The following is a 17898-nucleotide window of genomic DNA, read 5'->3' as shown; positions in this document are numbered from 1 at the left end:
GAGCCGGCCGAGGCGGGCGGATCCGCCGGAGGCGAGCCGATCCGCGGCCGACCCGGCGGGTCAGGGGGCGAGGGCCCTTCGCGCGTAGGCCCTGACGTCGGCGTCGGGGTCGGCGAGGGCCCCGGTGAGTACCTCGTCCCTGGCTGGGGCGGCGGGGTGGGCGGAGAGCGCGATCACCGCTGCCTTGCGGACATCGAGGTGCGGGTCCGCAAGCGCGCGCGCGAGGTCCCGGCCATGGGCCGAGGCGACGGCCAGGGCGGCGGCGGCTCCGGCACGGACCTCCCAGGACGGGTCGGCCAGGGCCGCGACGGAGATCCCGGGGGCGCCGTCATATCCGGCGAACGCCTTCAAGGCCGCGGCACGGACGAGCGGATCGGGGTCGGCGGCCAGGGCGCCCAGCGCCTCCGGGCCTTCGGGGGCGGCGAGCTGCCCCAGTCCGGCGGCGACCGCGATGCGGACCTCCCGGGACTGGTCCGCGGCGGCCCTGGCGACGCCGTCCGCCGCGTCGAGCGAGACGAGGCCGCGCACCGCCTGGAGGCGGACCCGCTGGTCGGGGTCGGCCAGCGCGTCCGCGAACAGGGCGGTGTCGCCGAGGCGCAGCGCGCGCAGCACGTCGAGGCAGGCCGCGCGGGCGACGGGATCGGCGTGCGGGGCGCGCAGCGCGGCGGCCAGGCCGGGGCCTGGCGGAACCACCTCGACCAGCTCCCGGAGCGCGGCGGCCGCCGCGTGCCGGACCGAGGCGTGCGCGTCGTCCAGCGCCGCGGCGAGGACCGGCGCGAACCCTTCCGGGACGGTCTCGGTAAGGGTCGCGACCGCGGCGCGCCGGACCTTCGGATCGGGGTCGGCCAGGTAGGGCGCGAAAGCGTCGACGCCGGGGGCGGTCTCGGCGAGGGCGAGGAGTTCGAGGATGCGGGGCGAGCGGGCCGCCGCGGGGGCTCCCCCGCCCGAGGGGACGTGGCCGGACGCGGTGAACTCCATCGGCGCGAAGCGCTCCAGCACCGTCCTGGCCCCGCCGCTCGGCACGGTGAAGCCGTCCACGTCGACGAGGTAGTCGGCGACCGGGACCCGGACGAACTCCATCCGCCCGTCGGGCGCCCGCCGGACGTTCAGATGCGCGAACCAGGCGTCGTCGTCGCGTCCCGGCAGGTCGGCGCGGTCGTGGTAGAGGCCCCAGCGGCTCTCCGTCCGCACCAGGGAGGAGCGCGCGGCGAGTTCGGCGCAGTCCCGGATGAAGGAGACCTCGACGCAGCGCATCAGCTCGTGCGGGGTCCGGCCGCCCATCCCGGCGATCTCCCCGGACATCCGGGTGAACGCCTCAAGGGCGAGCTCCAGCCTTGTCCCGGTCTTGGGCGGGGCGACGTAGTCGTTCACGAAGCGCCGGAGCTTGTACTCGACCTGCTGCTGCGGCGGCCCGTCCGGATGGCGCAGCGGCCGGTAGACCAGCTCGTGCGCCTCGGCGATCTGGGCCTCGTCGGGTTCACCGGGCCGGGCGGAGGCGGCGGCGTCGGTCCCGGCCAGCTCGCCGAAGACGAACGCGCCGATCATGTAGTTGTGCGGCACGCACGCCAGATCGCCCGCCGCGTAGAGGCCGGGGACCGTCGTGCGGGCGTTCTCGTCCACCCACACACCCGACGCGGAATGCCCGCCGCACAGGCCGATCTCCGAGATGTGCATCTCGATGTCGTGGGTCCGGTAGTCGTGGCCGCGTCCGGCGTGGAAGGTGCCCCGGGTCGGCCGCTCGGTGGTGTGCAGGATGCCTTCGAGCGCCGTCAGGGTCTCGTCGGGCAGGTGGGTGGTCTTGAGGTAGATGGGGCCGCGCGCCGAGTCGATCTCCCGCTTGACCTCGGCCATCATCTGGCCGGACCAGTAGTCGCAGTCGACGAACCTGTCGCCGTCGGCGTTCACCTGGTAGCCGCCGAAGGGGTTCGCGACATACGCGCAGGCAGGGCCGTTGTAGTCCTTGATGAGCGGGTTGATCTGGAAGCACTCCAGACCGCTCAGTTCCGCGCCCGCGTGGTAGGCCATCGCATACCCGTCGCCCGCGTTGGCGGGGTTCTCGTAGGTGCCGTACAGGTAGCCGGAGGCGGGCAGCCCGAGACGTCCGCAAGGGCCCGTCGCGAGGATGACGGCTCCGGCGCGCACCACGACGAACTCGCCCGTACGGGTGTTGAATCCCGCCGCCCCTACGGCCCGCCCTTCCGAGGTCAGTACGCGGACGGGCATCACCCGGTTCTCTATGCGGATGCGTTCGCGCATGTCCCTCCGGCGCAGCACCCGGTAGAGGACCTTCTTCACGTCCTTGCCCTCGGGCATCGGCAGCACGTACGCGCCCGACCTGTGCACCCGCCGGACCGCGTACTGGCCGTGCTCGTCCTTCTCGAACTTGACGCCGTAGCCCTCCAGCCGCTTGACCATGGCGTAGCCCCGGGTGGCGGTCTGGTGGACCGTCCGCTGGTTCACGATCCCGTCGTTGGCGCGGGTGATCTCCGCGACGTAGTCCTCGGGGTCGGCGATGCCGGGAATGACGGCGTTGTTGACGCCGTCCATGCCCATCGCGAGCGCCCCTGAATGCCGGACGTGGGCCTTCTCCAGCAGCAGCACGCGCGCGCCGTTCTCGGCGGCGGCGATCGCGGCCATGGTCCCGGCGGTGCCTCCGCCGACGACGAGCACGTCGCAGGTCAGTTCGGTCCGCTCGCTGAGCGGGGGGATCGTGAGCGGGGCGGTGTCCATCAGGTGGTCTCCAGGGTGGGGGCGCCCAGCGCGGCGAGGACGCGCGCGCGGAGCGAGGGGTCGACTACGGTGCGGGGGCGGGCGACCTCGACGAGCTCGGTGAGGCCGCCCTCGCCGAGGACGGCGACGCGGTCGCCGAGCAGCAGCGCCTCGTCCACGTCGTGGGTGACGAGCACGACCGTCGTGCCCGTATCCCACACCTCGGCGAGCAGCCGCTGCATGCCGTGCCGGGTCTGCGCGTCCAGCGCGCCGAACGGCTCGTCCATGAGGACGGTGCGCGGCGCCCCGGCGAGCGTGCGGGCGAGCTGGACGCGCTGGCGCTGCCCGCCGGACAGGTCGCGCGGCAACCGCCGCTCCAGCCCGGCGAGGCCGACCCGGGCGAGCCAGGCGTCGGCGCGGACGGCCCGCTCGGCGCGCGGGACGCCGCGGATGGCCAGGGGAAGCGCGACGTTGGCGCGCGCCGTGCGCCAGGGCAGCAGCGCGTCGTCCTGGAACATCAGCGCCCGGTCCGGGGAGGTGCCGCGCACGGGCTCGCCGTCGGCGCGCACGGTGCCGGCCGCGACGGGCAGCAGCCCGGCGAGCACCCGCAGCAGCGTGGACTTCCCGCAGCCCGACGCGCCGGTGACGGCGAGGATCTCGCCGGGGGCTACGTCGAGATCGAGGCCGGTGAGGACGGCCTTGCCGCCGTAGGTCACCGTGACGTCTTCGAGGTGGAGCGCGAGACCCGTCATCGGCGTGCCTCCGCGGGCAGCCAGCGCGTGGCGCGGCGGCCGAGCACCTCGACGGCCGCCGAGGTGAGGAAGCCGAGCAGGCCGATGGTGATGATGCCGACGATGACGCCCGGGTAGTCCACGACGGTGTAGGCCGACCACGTCCGGTATCCGACGCCGAACTGGCCGGAGATCATCTCGGCGGAGATCAGGCAGATCCAGGCGACGCCCATGCCGACCGACAGCCCGCCGAACACACCGGGGAGGATGCCCGGCAGCAGGACGCTGCGCAGGATCCGGAGCGGCCCGCCACCGAGGGTGCGCACCGCCTCCTCCCAGACCGTCGGCAGCGCGCGGACCGCATGCCGGGTCGAGACCATGATCGGGAAGAAGGCGGCGGCGAAGGTGATGAACACGATGCCCTGCTCGTTCGCCGGGAACAGCAGGATCGCGATGGGCACGAGCGCGATCGCGGGAATCGGCCGGGCCAACTCGACCAGCGGCAGCAGCAGGTCCCCGGCCCGGCGGGACCGGGCGACGACCGTGCCGAGCAGTCCGCCGAGCACCGCGGCGAGCGCGAAGCCGGTGAGGATCCGGACCAGGCTCTGCGCGAGGTCCTGGTAGTAGACCCCGGTGCCCAGCTGGCGGCCGAACTCGGCGAGGACGTCGGCGGGGCCGGGGAAGCGGTCGAAGCGCAGGAGGAACACGACATCGTGGGCGGTCAGCAGGTGCCACAGGGCGAGGAAGGCCAGCGGGGACACCGTCCGCAGCAGGATCCTCATGCGGCCTTCACCGCCGCCTCGTAGGAGACCTCCTGGGTTCCGGCGTGGTCCTCGCGGTAGGCGGCGGCGTTCTCTCGGGTCGCGAACGGCAGCAGGGCGTCGCCGTCGCGGAGCCAGACGCTGTGGTCGGCGTACCAGCGGGTGCCGGTCCGCGCGTCGGGCACGTAGGCGGCGCGGACCTTCTGCCCCTTCTCCCCCGCTTCCCGGACGAACCTGAGCAGAGCCGCGGGATCGGCGACGGGATGGGTGGCCGTCTCTCCGTCGAGCCAGACCTCGCCCGCCTTCAGGGGGTCGCCGGGCAGGGCGGCGCCATTGGCCTTCTTCCCGGTGTCGGCGTCGTAGGACGGACCGTAGGCCTCGCGCAGGTGGGAGTCGTCGAAGAAGGCCGCGACGTCCAGGGGCTGCTCCAGCACGCCGATGGACTTCAGGAACGGCACGTCCTGCTCGAACGCCGCGCGCAGCTCCGGCTTGACGGTGACGTCGAAGGTGGCGATCCCGTTGGCCCCGTTGTAAAGGTAGACGGTCTCGGGGGCCAGTCCCGTCTCCTTCGCGACGGACTCGGCCGCGTCCAGCGGGTGCTCGTGAAGGTAGGTCGTCGCCTCGATCTGGGCCTTGAGGAAGGCCTGGAGGACGTCGCCCTCGACGTCGGCGAAGCCCTTCCGGACGACGACGCCGTGGAACGTCGGGACGTCGAGGGCGCCGCCGTCGTACAGGAGCCTGGCCTGCCCGGCCTGGACCAGCTGCCCCGGCCAGGCGACGAACTGGGCGAGCGCCGCCGCGCCGCCGGACTGGAGCGAGGAGGCGCCGACGGACGGCTGCTGGTTCTCGATCTTCACGTCCTCGGCCGGGTCCAGGCCGATCCGGCCGAGCGCCTGCACGAGGGTGCCGTGCCCGGCCGAGCCGACGCTCGCCGACACCGTCCCGCCCTTGAGGTCGGCGAGGGTCCCGGCGTCCGAGTCCTCGGCCACCACGACGCCGTTGAGCGCGCCCCGCAGGTTGTAGCCGGTGATGGAGACCAGCTCGGTGCGCGCGTCGCCGCCCTGGGCCTGGGCGCGGGAGCCGTTGATGAGCAGCGGGTAGTCGCCCATGGAGCCGATGTCGATCTTCCCGGCGAGCATCTCGGCGGTGATCGGGGCGCCGGACTCGTAGTCCTGCCAGACGACCCGGTACTCGTCGCCGAGGTTCTTCTCGAAGTAGCCGAGGGAGCGCAGCAGCGTCCCGGCGGTGACCGTGTTGATCGTCTTGGACTGGTAGCCGACGACGACCTCGATCCTGCCGTCGTCGTCGGCGGCGTTCCCGGCGACGGTGCAGGCGGCGAGCACGGGCGCGATCAGCAGGGTGAGCAGGGATCTGTTCTTCATGGGTCCGCCTAGCGCAGGAGGTAGGGGATGTCGACGGTGACGGCGCCCGTCGGGCAGCGGTCGGCGCACGGGCCGCAGTACCAGCACTCGTCCACGTACATGTGGGCCTTGCCGGTCTCCGGGTCGAGGGCGAGGGAGTCGAGGGGGCAGACATCGATGCAGAGGGTGCAGCCCTCGATGCAGAGGCTCGCGTCGATGGTGACGGGGACGTCCTGGCGGTGCGGGACGAGGGGCATCAGAGGCTCCGGTGAAGGGTGCCGCGCATGGTCAGCCGGTCGCCGCGGAAGCGGATGAACTCGAGGTCGACCGGCCGGCCGTCGGCGAGATGGGTGAGCCGCTCGGCCAGGAGGAGCGCCGCGCCGCGCGGCGCCTCCAGGACCGCCGCGGAATGGGGGTCGGCGTTGACGGCCTCGATGGTGAGGTCGGCGCGGCCGAGGGGGCCGGACAGGCGCTCGATGAGCACGAAGACGTCCTCGTGTTCGAGGTCCTGCGCCAGCAGCGAGGTGCCCAGCTCGGGCTCCAGGTAGGTCTGGTCGAGGCTGAGCGGGACTCCGCCCAGCCTGCGGAGCCGCTCGATGTAGACGACGGGTTCGCCCTCGGGCAGGCCGAGCCGCGCGCTGATCGCGGCGGGCGGGGTGATGCGGCCGCCCGCCCGCAGCTCGTTGACGATGTCGCCGTGCTCGTGCAGGGTCTCGTTGAGGCCGAGCAGCCGGTGCAGCCCGTGCGGGACCTTGACGGCGGTCACGAGCGTGCCGACCCCGGGCAGCCTCTCCACGAGCCCTTCGGCGCGCAGCAGGTCGAGGGCGTCGCGGACGGCGTTGCGGGTCGTGCCGAACTCGGCGACGATCCGCTCCTCCTTCGGCAGCACCCCGCTCTCGAAGGCGCCGCGCTGAATCTGGCACCGGAGCAGATCGGCCACCTGCCGGGCCCGGTCCGACCGCAGCCGCCGTGCGTCATTCAGATCAAGTGCGCTGGTCACGCCCATAACCTACAGACCAGGTAGGGAAACTTAGATAACGCGTAGGTCACGCCACCCCAGCCACCGCCCGAGCCTGCGCCGACACCCGAAAGTCCCCCACTTCCGCCACCCCTCCCCAGCGTCGAAGGCCGCCGATCACCGTCCTCAGCGCCACCACCTCCCATGGCCGCGCGGGCGGAGATGGCGCGGGCGCCTCCCATGAAACGGCCGCCCGGCTACGCCGTGGGCGCGATGAGGGTCAGGGGCGGTGACGCGCGGTGAGAAGGGCGGCGGCTTCCCAGACGGTGAGCGTGGGTGCGCGGGAGTCAGGGGGCGGTGAGGGTGGCGTGGAGGGTGGCGGCCTCCTTGGCGGTGCGGGAGGTTCGGGAGGTGGGGGTCCAGGTGGTGAGGGCGGGGAGGGGAGTGCGGATGCCGTGGGTCTCCGCGGTGCGGGTGGCGAGGGACAGGAGGTCGTTCAGGCCGCGGGCCGGGGATGTGCCGGCGGCGGGGAGAAGGGCCGGGACCGCCTCGGCGAAGAGAGGCCACAGGGGGACGCCCGCGCGGGCGGCTTCGGAGAGGCCCCGGACCACACGGGACAGGACGATGTCACCGGACTCGGCGAACATACCGAGCTGGGCGCCCAGGTCGGCGGCGGGCAGGGCGTCCTGGGCGGCGAACGAGATGACGGCGTCGAGGGCCCCGGCGCGTTCCGGGGCGTGCTGGGACGACAGGGCGAACAGCAGGACGGCGGCGGTCGCCCGGCCCGTGGGGCCCGTCGCGTCGGCGAGGCCGAGGGCGGCGGTGCCCTGGCCGAGCCGCCGCTCGGGCCAGTTCCTGAGCTGGCCGAGGAGGTGCGCGGCGGTCAGCTCCCGGTGCGAGGGCAGCAGCGACGGCCACCAGGTGGCCGTCGCCTGGAACTCGAAGAACCAGGGCTTGGCCTCCAGCAGCGGGGCCGCCTCAGCGAGCGGTTCCGGCGGCTCGGGGTATCGCAGGGCCGCCGGGAAGCGCGGTGAGGACCGCGTCACGAACCCGTCCAGGCGTTCGGCGACGGCGGAGGCGAACGCGGTGTCCGGGTCGGGCAGGCCGTCGGCGGCGAGCCAGGCGCGAGCGGTCTTCGCCGCGGGCGAGCCCAGCCCGGCGAGCGCGGGCAGCGGGCCCGTCCCGCGTGGCAGGCGCAGCAGCCCCTGGGCCAGGTCGACCGGACCGGGCTCCGCGCCCGCCTCCTCCAGGGCGCGCAGCCTGGCGGCGAACACCTCGGGATCGACGTGGCCCGTCGAGCTCGTCGGGGTGGCCAGCAGGACCGGGTCGCCCAGGTGCAGGGCGGCCTCCAGGAACCGCCGGCGCAGGAACCTCGCGGGGGCGGGACTGGAGGACGCCCGTCCCGCCTTCGCGAGACGGGTGCGGAGCTCGTCGTCCAGGGTGCCGCGCGGCCGGTCCCGCACGAGCGCGTTGAAGACGAGTTCGACGCCCTCCATGTGGCCGTGGGCGTCCTTGCGCAGCAGCCAGGGCCTCTCCTTCTCCGCATAGGCGCGCACCTCACGGAAGACGCCTCCGCCGTGCGCCACCAGCCCCGCGATCAGGCGCTCGGCCTCCGGCCAGGGACCCACGTCGTCGGACTCGTGCAGGTAGGCGATCAGCTCGGGGAGGAGGCCGGCGGGCGAGGCGATCGGCGGGTCGAGTTCGCGCGGCGCCACCGGGTACAGGACCGGCGCCTCGGCCCGGACGGGCTCGGCGGCCCCTCCGTACGCCGCGGCCACCTTCTCCCGCAGGGGGGCCGGCAGTTCGGCGGACGCCTCCCGGACCTCCTGGGCGGTACGCGGATCGACCGCGTCCTTGTGCTTCAGCACGAGGCGCACCGCCCGCTCGCGGGTGTCGGGGTGCTCGATCGCGAACGCGGCCACGGCCGCCGCGACGGTCGCGCGCTCGCGTCCGGCGGCGGTCCTGTCGAGCCAGCCGAGAGTGGATCTGAGGAGTTTGCGCTCCGGCCGGAACAGCAGCGCGCCCGCGGCCTCCGCGAACGCCTCCTCCGCGAGCGGCGCGGCGGCGTCGACCACCCGGATCTGGGCGAACGCGGCCTCGGCGACGGGAAGGGCGGCGGCGGGCAGCAGCCGGAGGTAGTCGCGCAGGCGGCCGGCCGATTCCGCCGCGATGGGCGCGAGGCGCTCGTGCAGACCGACGTACCAGGCGACGGCCCGTCCCTCGCCGCCGCGCAGGAGCCTGCGGACGCACCCTTCGAGCAGGTCCTCGCGGGCGACGAGTGCGACGATCTCCTCGGCGAGGCCGCGTGAAGCGCTCTCCTCGAAGGGATCCGGGTCCGCGAAGGGCGCGTCTTCCAGGAGGATCGGACCGAGTGCGTCCGCGGCGAACAGGACGGGCACCAGCACGGGGAAGAACGGATCGGCCGCCGCCGGTTCCGCTTCCCGGAAGCGCAGCCATCCGGCGGCGAAGGCCTCCGTCGCGGGCGGCGGCTCGCCCTCGGCCCGGAGCAGTCCGGCGGAGACCTCCCACGGGATCCGGTCGGCGTTCCAGTTCTGGAGTTCGGACGGCCGCAGGCGGGCGGCGAGCCGCGCGGCGAGGTCGAGCCGCCAGACCCTCGGCCGGCCTTCCAGCACAGACAGGACGGCCCGTGAGGTGTCCTCCTCCTCGCCCGGCTCACGCCACATGGGCGTCCGGAGCTCCCTGCGATGGAGCCACGCGGCCGCGGCGGCGGCGCCGGCCAGACATCCCGCGCCCGCCGCGCGCAACGCGCCGGAACTGCGGTCGCAGCCCCACGGGTCCTTGGCGAGTTCCCGCAAGAGCCCCGGCAGCCTTGCCCCGACCTCCTTGCGATCCGCCGCGTCGAGACCGGCGACGACCGCGGCCGTGCTCGCCGGGTCCGCCGCCCTGATCGCCTTCTCGACCCGCTCCCAGGCCATCGGCACTCGCTGATCCGTCACGGCCCGCAAGCTATCTCCCGGCACCGACAGAACAGCGCCGGGAAGATCTCCGGTCCCTTCGTGGTGGCCTGCGAAGAGTTCGCGCGACCCGGCGTCGACGCCGTGGTCCGCGCTCTCTTCGGCCGGTGGTCCCCGCTCTTCGGCGTACTCGCGGTGGCCACCGTGAACCCGGACCGTCCGGGAAGTAATCGGATGCGCTCCGGATCGCTGATCGTTAGCGTTCCCTTCAGCACCTCTCCGAAGTGCCGGCGACGGATACTTCACCTGTCACATTCGACGGGTCATTTCAGGCCGTCGCCACTTCTGTTCTCGGAGAGGTCCGTGCCGCCGTCGGCGGTGCCCGAAGTGCAGGCGATGGATACTTCGACTTGAGATCGGGTGGTCGCGGGTTCGAGTCCCGTCCGGCTCCCTGGGAGCCGGTGGCTCAGCTGGACAGAGCACCATGTCTCCACCTCCGACTCCGTTCTCGGGCACCCGCCGGCGGCGGCCCGGGCCGTCTCCTCTGTTCTCCCCGGGAATCGAGATGACCAGGTTCAACGCCAAGTCCGCCGCGCGCGTCGGGCGCCGCGGCCCGACGAGCCCGATCACCACGACCGGCGTCACCGGCACCACCCATGAGGGCGCGCCGGGGCACGGCCGCGACGTCAAGTCCGAGCTGTTCCTGCTCGGCGTCTCCGCGATGGTCGCCGAGGACGCCTTCTACGAGAAGGCCCGTGAGCGCGCGGAACGGTTCCGGCGGCTCGTCGTAGAGGCCGCCGCGCAGGACCCGGAGTGGACCGTCGCGTTCCTGACCTGGCTGCGCGGCGAGGGCAACGTACGGTCCGCGCCACTCGTCGCGGCCGCCGAGCTGGTGCGCGCCAGGCCGTCCGGGATGCGCACCCGGGCCGTCGTCGACGCGGTGCTGCAGCGCGCCGACGAGCCGGCCGAAATCCTCGCCTACTGGCTGACGACCTACGGCAAGCCGATCCCCATCGCGTTGAAGCGGGGCGTCGCCGACGCCGTCGTGCGCCTCTACACGGAGCGGTCCCTGGCAAAGTACGACCCGGTCGACCGGGCCGTCCGGATGGGCGATGTGGTCGACCTCGTCACGCCCGCCCACCACCACCCGGAGGTGCGCGGCACCTGGCGGTCCAGCCTGTACCGGCACGCTCTCGACCGGCGCCACGAGCGGGGCGGGCCGGTGCCGGAGGATCTCCCGCTGCTCCGCGCCCGGGCCGAGCTGCTCGCGCTCCCGGTCGCCGAGCGGCGTGCCGTCCTCCTCTCCGCGGACGGCCCGGCGCGCCTGCAGGCCGCCGGCATCACCTGGGAAGCCCTCGCCGGCTGGCTCCAGGGGCCGATGGACGCGCGGGCGTGGGAGGCGGTCATCCCGGGCATGGGCGTCATGGCGCTGGCCCGCAACCTCCGCAACTTCGACGAGGCGGGTGTCGGCGACGAGGCGGCCGAGGCCGTCGCGCGGCGCTTCACCGATCCGGTGACCATCGCCAGGTCGCGGATGTTCCCGTTCCGCTGGTTTCAGGCGTACGCGGCGGCACCGAGCGCAGGCTGGGGGCACGCGCTGGAGACGGCGCTGGGACTCGCCACGCAGAACGTTCCCCGCTTTCCGGGCCGGACGCTCGTCCTGGTCGACACGTCCTCGTCGATGGAAACCCGGCTGTCCGGGCGGTCCCAGATGACCCACGCCCAGGCCGCCGCATTGTTCGGGGTCGTGCTCACCCTGCGCGGCGCCGACGTCGATCTGCACGGGTTCGCCGACGGGACGTTCCCGCACCGGGTCGCTCCCGGCGGCGCCGTCCTCGCCGAGGTCGCCGCGTTCGTGCGCCGGATCGGCGAGGTGGGCCACGGCACCCGGATCGCCGAAGCCGTCAGCGGGACTTACCGCGGCCACGACAGGGTCGTCATCTTGTCGGACATGCAGACGTTCCACGGTCGCCGCAGCGTCACCGAGGCCGCCCCGGCCCGCATCCCGATGTACGCCTTCAACCTGGCGGGCCACCGCCACGGCGCGATCCCCACCGGCTCCGGCACCCGCCACGAGCTCGGCGGCCTCACCGACGCCGCCTTCCGCATGATCCCCCTCCTCGAATCCGCCCGCTCCGCCACCTGGCCCTGGCTCCCCACCACCCACGCCCCTTGAGTCGTGGGGCACCCGTCCCCACGACTCACGCCCACCACGACCCGCGGGACGGCCTGCCGGGCCGAGGCCGTCCCGCATCGCCCGACGCCGCGCCTCGGACCCGGCCGAGCGCGCTTCCTCGGCGCCCCGGGCACCTCCGGCCGCCACGCATGCCCGCCCGAGATCTCTACGTCGTCACCTGCGCGGAAGACGGCTCCTCCAGTCCGGCGGCCACGCAGCGCGTGCCCGCCCGAGACCTCACCGCGTCTCGAGCCCCAGGACGGGGCCGACCGAACCGCGTACTTCGCACCGACCCGACCACACGGCCGAACCCCACCTGAGCTCCGTGCCCCCTCCCGGACGCCTCGCGCGATACCGCCGCGCGGTCCCGCGGCTTCGCCGAGCACGGGCGGCCCGCGCGGCGGCCGTCGCCCCCCTCCCACTCCGTCCCCCGCCGCACGCGAAGCGACCGCGCAGCGCACCGGTCCGTGCAGCAAAGCCGAAGGAGCCGCCCGAAGCAGACGCGGCGCCCACCGCGCCCACTCACCACACGCGGCAGGACACGCAGCCGCCCCGCCGTACCCGCGCACCGGACGCCCGAGGGACGCACACGCCCCACGCCTCGCCGCCCGACCGGAAGGCCGGAAACGCCCGGGACGGGCGCTTGGCCGGTGGCTTTCGCGGGCCCGGGGGTCAGGGGGTGGTGAGGAGGGCGGTCAGGTGGAGGGCTTCCTTGGCGGCTCGGGAGGTGGGGGACTTGGGGGTCCAGGTGGTGAGGGCGGGGAGGGGGGTGCGGATGTGGTGGAGGGTGGCGGTGGTGGAGGCGGCGGCCAGGAGGTCGGCCAGAGGGGCGGGGGTGGACTCGTCGGCGGTGGGGAGGAGGGTGGGGACGGCGTTGGCGAAGAGTGGCCAGAGGGGGGCGCCCGCGCGGGCGGCTTCGGTGAGACCTTGGACCACGCGGGAGAGGGAGACGTCGCCGGACTTCACGAAGACGGGGAGGAGTTCCCCCATGGCGGCGGCGGGGAGCGCGTCCTGGGCGGCGAAGGACAGGACGGCGTCGAGTGCTCCGGCACGGTCGGCGGAGTGCGGGGAGGACAGGGCGTAGAGAAGGAGGGCGGCCGTCGCCGCGCCGGTCTTGCCCGTGGCGTCGGCCAGGTCGAGGACCGCCTCGCCCTGTTCGTAGCGGTCGAGCGGCCAGCGTTCGGCCTGGCGGAGCAGGTGGGCGGCCGTCAGCTCGCGGTGCGAAGGCAGGATCGGGGCCCACCACCGGGCGACGGCGCGGACGGCCCTGCTGTCCTCCAAGGCACCGGTGTCCAGGTCGGTCAGGAGGCCGGCGGAACCCGTCGCGGTGCCCCTGAGGACGGTGCGCAGACGCTTCCCGTTCTCCTTCTTCGGCTGTTCCTCCCAGTATTCGAGCTTGCGCCTGCGGAATCCGACGACCTCATAGGAGACCGCGGGCTCTGGCAGGCCGCCGCCCTCGATCCAGGCTCGCGCGCTCTTGGCGGCGGGCGACACCAGGCCGTCAAGGACCCTCGCGGAGGCGTCGCCGGGCAGCCGGAGCAGGGCCTGATCAAGGTCGTAGGCACCCGGCTCCCGGCCGGCCTCCTCCAGCAGGCGCACGCGCTCGGCGAAGACCTCGGGATCCACGTGGCCCGTCGAGACGGTGGGCGTGGCGAGCAGGGCCGGCGCGCCGAAGCGCGCGGTGGCGTCGATGAGGCGCCGATAGACGAACTGGGCGGGGGCGGGACGATCCGGGAGCTTCGTCCTGCCGTGCCGGTGGCGGAGGTAGTCGACCACGCCGCGCCGCGCGCTTCCCTGGGCGAGCCGGTGCATCACCAGGAAGGCGCCGTCCAGGTGGCTGAAGTCGGGGTGCACGATCCAGGGGAACCGCGCCCCGTAGCCGCGCAGGTCGGCGATGATGTCGGGGCCGTACACGACGAGCCCGGCGAGCAGCCGCTCCACCTCGGGCCAGCGCGTCGACCGGGACGCGTGCAGATGGGCCAGGACGGCTTCGCGGAGTTCGGCGGCCGAGGCGATCGGCGGATCCAGCTCGCTGGGCGCCGGCGCGTACAGCACCGGCGCCTCGATCGGCGCCTCCGGCTCGACGGCGCCCCCGTAGGCATCGGCGATCCTCGCGCGCAGCGGGCCGGGCAAGGCCCCGGCCGCGTCCCGGACGGTCTCGGCGGTGAGCGGATCGACGGCCGCCGCGTGCCGGACGGCGAGGCGCACGGCCCGTTCCCGGGTGTCGGTGTGCTCGATGGCGAACGCGACGGCGGCCTGCGCCACCGCGGCGGTCTCCCTGCCCTTCGCGGTCTTGTCGAGCCAGATCAAGGCGGCCTTCAGGAGCTTGCGCTCCGGCCGGAACAGCAGCGCGTTCGCGGTCTCGGTGAACATCTCGGGGGCGAGCGGCGCCAGCGCGTCGACCGCCTTGACCTGCTCGAAGGCGGTCTCGGCGATGGGCGGCGCGGCATTCGGGAGCAGCCTGACGTAGTCGCGCAGCCGTGGCGCGGACTCCTCCGGGGCCGGCGCGAGCGCGCGGTGCAGCGCGACGTACCAGGCGATACGCGCCCCGTCGCCGCCGCGCAGGAACCTGCGCACGCATCCGTCGAGCAGGAAGGCGCGGTCGGCGTGCGCGAGGATCTGCGCGCCGAGGGCGGGCACGGCACCGGGCTCGGGCGGGCCGGCCGTGCCGAACGGCGCTCGGCCGCCGAGCAGCGGCCCGATCCCGTCGGCGTCGAACAGGGCGGGCAGCAGCACGGGAAAGAACGGGTCCTCGGCGAGGGGTTCGGCGGGCCGCCAGAGCAGCCATCCCGCGGCGAAGGCCGCGCTCGCGGGCGGCGCGCCGCCTTCGGCGCGCAGCAGCGCCGCGGACGCGTCCCACAGGACCCGGTCCGCGCGCCAGTCCAAGAGGTCCGTGAGCCTTATCCGATCGGTGAGGCGGCGCGCGAAATCGAGCCGCCACTCGCTCGGCCGCCCGGCGACGGCCGCCGCGATCGCCGCACCGAGCCCGTCCCTGTCGCGCCATCCTCGAAGATCCCGCCGCGCCACCCAGGCCGCCGCCGCGGCGGCGCCCCCGAGGCACCCGGCCCCGGCGACCCGCAGGGGCCCGAGCCGCTGATCCGTCCACCTGGTGCGGTCGTCGATGCCGCGCAGCGCCTCGGGCAGCCGCTTCCCCACCTCTTTGCGCGTCTCCTCGCCGAACCCGCCCACGACCGCGGCGACCTTCCGCGCATCACCCTGCGCGATCGCCGCCCGCACCCGCTCCCACGCCACTTCGTCGCCGCTGCTCGCCATGCCCGGGACCTTAACCGCCCCCACCGACATTTCCGTGGTGAGGGCGGACCGGGCGCGCGAAGGGCGGTGTCAGTGGCGAGGACCGCCGCTGAGGTCGACCTTGAGGTGCAGGGGCTTGGCCACGGCGTCCCAGCGGACGAACTTGAAGTTCGTGTTCTCGCGGGCCTCGCCCTCTCCGTCGAGTTCGACGGGGGTGTTCTCGCCGTCGTGGACCGCGATGAGGCCGGTGGGGAAGGCGCGGCCGAGGGGGACGTTGACGACGGCGGCGCCGTCGCTGTGCTGGGCGCCGTCCGGACCGCCGACCACGAAGCCGCCCAGGTAGGTGGACGGAGACGTGCGGGAGTAGACGGCGAAGGTGCTGTCGCCCTGGCTGGAGGCGAGGAGGTAGCCGCCCCCGCCGCGGGTCTCGTAGATCGTCAGCCCTTCGGCGTCCGCGGTGAGGTGCGCGCCGCCGGTCCCGGGGTTCGGGCCGGTGGGCAGGCACTCGTCGGCCTCGGCGTCGTAGGCGGCGGGGGTGCCGAACTCGCGGACGCGCTCGATCAGGCGGGGCTCGCCCTTGAGGTCGGCGGGGATGCGCCAGATCCCGACGTCCTCCTGCGCGGCGTAGAGAACGTCGCGATCCTGGTCGACGACCATGCCCTCGACCTGGGGTTCGTCCCCCGGGTCGCCGCAAGGCGTCCAGATGCCTCCGGGGATCGGGAACTCCTTCGGAAGCGCGATCTGCCGGACGAGCCGGTAGGTGAGGCCGCGTCCGGACTTCACGATCTCCACGAGCGCGACCGTCGTGGTGCTGCGGCGGCTCAGCAGCGCGTAGGAGCGGCCCTTGTCCTTCCAGGTGGTGAGTCCGTAGGGGGTCCGCTGCTCGTTCACCTCTTCCTGGGTCGCGTTGAACAGGAAGGGGACGTCCCCGTCCGTCACGTCGGACAGCGGCCCGCCCGGACGGGACGGGTCGATCGCGTAGAAGCGGAGCGTGTCCCGGCCCCGGTCGGTGACGACGGCCACGTCCCTCCCGCCGAGCCCGTACACCACGTCGACGTTGTTGAACCTGCCGTTCTCGTCGTCCTCACCCGGCGCGGGCGGCGCGGCGAAGTGCTGCACGAGGGAGCCGTCGAGGCGGTAGACGTCCAGGCCGCCTTCCTTGGCGGTGCCGAGAACGAGGCTCCTTCCGCTGTCGGAAGGGTGGACCCAGATGGCGGGGTCGTCGGCGTTGGCGTTGCCGCCCGCCTCGTCGTCGAGCATCGGCCGCGTCTCGGCCTGCGGAAGGACGGTGGGAAGCCCCGGTGCCGCGCCCGCGGGCAGGGCGGCGAACGGAATGAGCAGCGCACCGAGCGCCAGAATCCTCTTCATCCCGGAAAAATCCCACCCGCAGATGGCCGCCGGGTGTCCGCGAGATGGCCTCTGCAGGGGCTCGGCCGAGGCGGCGCGGCCGCCGATCCCGACGGCGTCCCCGGCCACGGCGTCGACGTGCTGCGCGCGATGATGTATCACTTGCGGCATGGGTGATCCGCTCTCCGAAATCGCCGGTGCCGCCACGCCGCTCGAACTCGTCCTCCGGGCCGCCGGGCCCTATCTCGACGGCCTGGGCGATCGCAAGGTGCACGACAGGTCGGTGGACGGACTGCTCGCGGAACTCGACGGGCCGCTACCCGACGAGGGGGAGGGCGGGCCGGAGAGCATCGAGAGGCTGCTCGGGATCGGCACCCGGGCCGCGACCCATTCCTCGGGTCCGCGGTTCTTCCATCTGGTCGTCGGCGGCGCCACGCCCGCGGCGATGGCCGCGGACTGGACCGCCTCGCTCCTCGACCAGGTCAGCGGGCTGTGGGTGTCCTCCCCGCTGGCCGCCCACATGGAGACGACGGTCCTGCGATGGCTGAAGGACCTGTTCGGGCTGCCCGCCTCGTTCGGCGGGGTGCTCACGCCCAGCGCGACGCTCGCGCACGTGACGGGCCTGGCGTGCGCGCGGACGTGGTGGGCCGAGCGGCACGGGGCCGACGTCGCCTCCCAGGGCCTCGCGGGGCTGCCGCCGATGCCCGTGTTCAGCAGCGGCCTGGTGCATCCGAGCACCCGCAAGGCGCTCCAGATCCTCGGCCACGGCCGGGACACCCTTCGCACCTTCTCTCGCGACGACACGGGCGCGCTCGACCTCGCCGCCCTGGAGGGCGCCCTCGCCGACCTCGACGGCGCCCCGGCGATCCTCGTCGGCAATGTCGGCGAGGTGCACAGCGGCGACTCCGACCCGATCGGCGCGCTCGCCGACCTGCGCGACCGCTACGGCTGCTGGCTGCACGTGGACGGGGCCTTCGGCCTGTTCGCCGCGCTCTCTCCCCGCACCGCGCACCTGACCGACGGCGTGGCGCGCGCCGACTCCGTCACCGCCGACGGGCACAAATGGCTCAACGTGCCCTACGAGAGCGGTTTCTCCTTCGTCCGCGACGCGGCCTTCCCGTCCCGCGCCTTCGGCGGCTGGGGCGTCTCGTACCTGCCGGAGGCCGCGGGCGGGCAGGTCGACTACAACGTCCTGGGTCCGGAGTCGTCACGCCGAGCGCGCGCGCTTCCGATCTGGGCCACGCTGCGCGCCTACGGCCGGGAAGGGCACCGCGCGATGGTCGAGCGGCATCTCGACATCGCCGCCCACCTGGGCCGGCGGATCGAGGAGGCCCCCGACCTCGAGCTGCGCGCGCCGGTCCGCCTGTCCATCGTGTGCTTCCGCTACCGCCCGCCGGGCGTCCCCGACGACAGGCTGGACGAGCTCAACGCCCTTCTGGGAGAGGCTCTCCTGGCCGACGGAAGGGTGTACGCCGGTACGTCGACCTACCGGGGAAGGAAGGTCTTCCGTCCGGCCATCGTCAACTGGCGCACCACGACGGACGACGTGGACCTCCTCCTCGACGTGCTCCGCGAACTGGGCCCCGCCCTCGCCGCGCGCCTCGGCGGCTCCTCCGGCTGACGAGCCCGTCCCGGCCGGTGGGAAGCGCACTAGGCGGGACGGGACCCGGTGCGGTAGACAACGAAGA

Annotated in this window: 11 protein-coding genes; 2 read left to right on the top strand and 9 right to left on the bottom strand. The window is 74.0% G+C overall.

Translation table 11 applies throughout. The features are described from left to right. Nucleotides 1-60: 60 nt before the first annotated feature. The 7 genes from EDD29_RS14270 to EDD29_RS14240 form a co-directional block, all read right to left on the bottom strand. On the bottom strand, nt 61-2730 hold the full coding sequence (locus EDD29_RS14270; RefSeq protein WP_123664870.1) for a fumarate reductase/succinate dehydrogenase flavoprotein subunit: 2670 nt from the start codon (nt 2728-2730) through the stop codon (nt 61-63). Then, the gene (locus EDD29_RS14265) at nt 2730-3461 is read right to left on the bottom strand and encodes an ABC transporter ATP-binding protein (protein WP_123664869.1); all 732 of its coding nucleotides are present in this window, start codon (nt 3459-3461) and stop codon (nt 2730-2732) included. The genes EDD29_RS14270 and EDD29_RS14265 overlap by 1 nt, the downstream gene beginning before the upstream one ends. Continuing rightward, the gene (locus EDD29_RS14260) at nt 3458-4222 is read right to left on the bottom strand and encodes an ABC transporter permease (RefSeq protein ID WP_123664868.1); all 765 of its coding nucleotides are present in this window, start codon (nt 4220-4222) and stop codon (nt 3458-3460) included. The genes EDD29_RS14265 and EDD29_RS14260 overlap by 4 nt, the downstream gene beginning before the upstream one ends. Further along, nucleotides 4219-5583: an ABC transporter substrate-binding protein gene (locus tag EDD29_RS14255; protein WP_123664867.1), complete on the bottom strand. Its 1365-nt coding sequence runs from the start codon at nt 5581-5583 to the stop codon at nt 4219-4221. The genes EDD29_RS14260 and EDD29_RS14255 overlap by 4 nt, the downstream gene beginning before the upstream one ends. Nucleotides 5584-5591: 8 nt before the next feature. After that, on the bottom strand, nt 5592-5819 hold the full coding sequence (locus EDD29_RS14250) for a 4Fe-4S dicluster domain-containing protein (protein ID WP_123664866.1): 228 nt from the start codon (nt 5817-5819) through the stop codon (nt 5592-5594). Continuing rightward, nucleotides 5819-6562, bottom strand: coding sequence for a GntR family transcriptional regulator (locus EDD29_RS14245; protein ID WP_246052761.1), 744 nt, complete (start codon nt 6560-6562; stop codon nt 5819-5821). The genes EDD29_RS14250 and EDD29_RS14245 overlap by 1 nt, the downstream gene beginning before the upstream one ends. Before the next feature lie 305 nt (nt 6563-6867). Next, the gene (locus EDD29_RS14240; protein ID WP_148085953.1) at nt 6868-9477 is read right to left on the bottom strand and encodes a DUF6493 family protein; all 2610 of its coding nucleotides are present in this window, start codon (nt 9475-9477) and stop codon (nt 6868-6870) included. A 523-nt stretch (nt 9478-10000) separates the two neighbouring features. Between EDD29_RS14240 and EDD29_RS14235 the strand changes: the two genes are divergently transcribed. Further along, nucleotides 10001-11611 (top strand): TROVE domain-containing protein, encoded by a 1611-nt coding sequence (locus EDD29_RS14235; RefSeq protein WP_123664863.1) that lies wholly within the window; start codon nt 10001-10003, stop codon nt 11609-11611. 672 nt (nt 11612-12283) lie between these two features. On the opposite strand, the gene EDD29_RS45425 is transcribed toward EDD29_RS14235, so the two are convergent. Together EDD29_RS45425 and EDD29_RS14225 are read right to left on the bottom strand one after the other, a co-directional pair. After that, entirely contained in the window at nt 12284-14884 is a 2601-nt protein-coding gene (locus EDD29_RS45425) for a DUF6493 family protein (protein ID WP_170201396.1), read from the bottom strand. 69 nt (nt 14885-14953) lie between these two features. Next, on the bottom strand, nt 14954-16231 hold the full coding sequence (locus tag EDD29_RS14225; RefSeq protein ID WP_123664862.1) for a phytase: 1278 nt from the start codon (nt 16229-16231) through the stop codon (nt 14954-14956). 148 nt (nt 16232-16379) lie between these two features. Between EDD29_RS14225 and EDD29_RS14220 the strand changes: the two genes are divergently transcribed. After that, on the top strand, nt 16380-17831 hold the full coding sequence (locus EDD29_RS14220) for a pyridoxal phosphate-dependent decarboxylase family protein (RefSeq protein ID WP_123664861.1): 1452 nt from the start codon (nt 16380-16382) through the stop codon (nt 17829-17831). Nucleotides 17832-17898: the final 67 nt, after the last annotated feature.

The sequence above is a fragment of the Actinocorallia herbida genome, assembly GCF_003751225.1.
Classification (GTDB): Bacteria; Actinomycetota; Actinomycetes; order Streptosporangiales; family Streptosporangiaceae; genus Actinocorallia; species Actinocorallia herbida.
Note: the sequence above shows the minus strand (reverse complement) of the source record. Positions and strands in the feature narration are given on the sequence as shown.

Coding starts and splice junctions, on each gene's coding strand:
- EDD29_RS14270 (WP_123664870.1), bottom strand. CDS start 2,730: ATGGACACCGCCCCGCTCACGATCCCCCCGCTCAGCGAGCGGACCGAA.
- EDD29_RS14265 (WP_123664869.1), bottom strand. CDS start 3,461: ATGACGGGTCTCGCGCTCCACCTCGAAGACGTCACGGTGACCTACGGC.
- EDD29_RS14260 (WP_123664868.1), bottom strand. CDS start 4,222: ATGAGGATCCTGCTGCGGACGGTGTCCCCGCTGGCCTTCCTCGCCCTG.
- EDD29_RS14255 (WP_123664867.1), bottom strand. CDS start 5,583: ATGAAGAACAGATCCCTGCTCACCCTGCTGATCGCGCCCGTGCTCGCC.
- EDD29_RS14250 (WP_123664866.1), bottom strand. CDS start 5,819: ATGCCCCTCGTCCCGCACCGCCAGGACGTCCCCGTCACCATCGACGCG.
- EDD29_RS14235 (WP_123664863.1), top strand. CDS start 10,001: ATGACCAGGTTCAACGCCAAGTCCGCCGCGCGCGTCGGGCGCCGCGGC.
- EDD29_RS45425 (WP_170201396.1), bottom strand. CDS start 14,884: ATGGCGAGCAGCGGCGACGAAGTGGCGTGGGAGCGGGTGCGGGCGGCG.
- EDD29_RS14225 (WP_123664862.1), bottom strand. CDS start 16,231: ATGAAGAGGATTCTGGCGCTCGGTGCGCTGCTCATTCCGTTCGCCGCC.
- EDD29_RS14220 (WP_123664861.1), top strand. CDS start 16,380: ATGGGTGATCCGCTCTCCGAAATCGCCGGTGCCGCCACGCCGCTCGAA.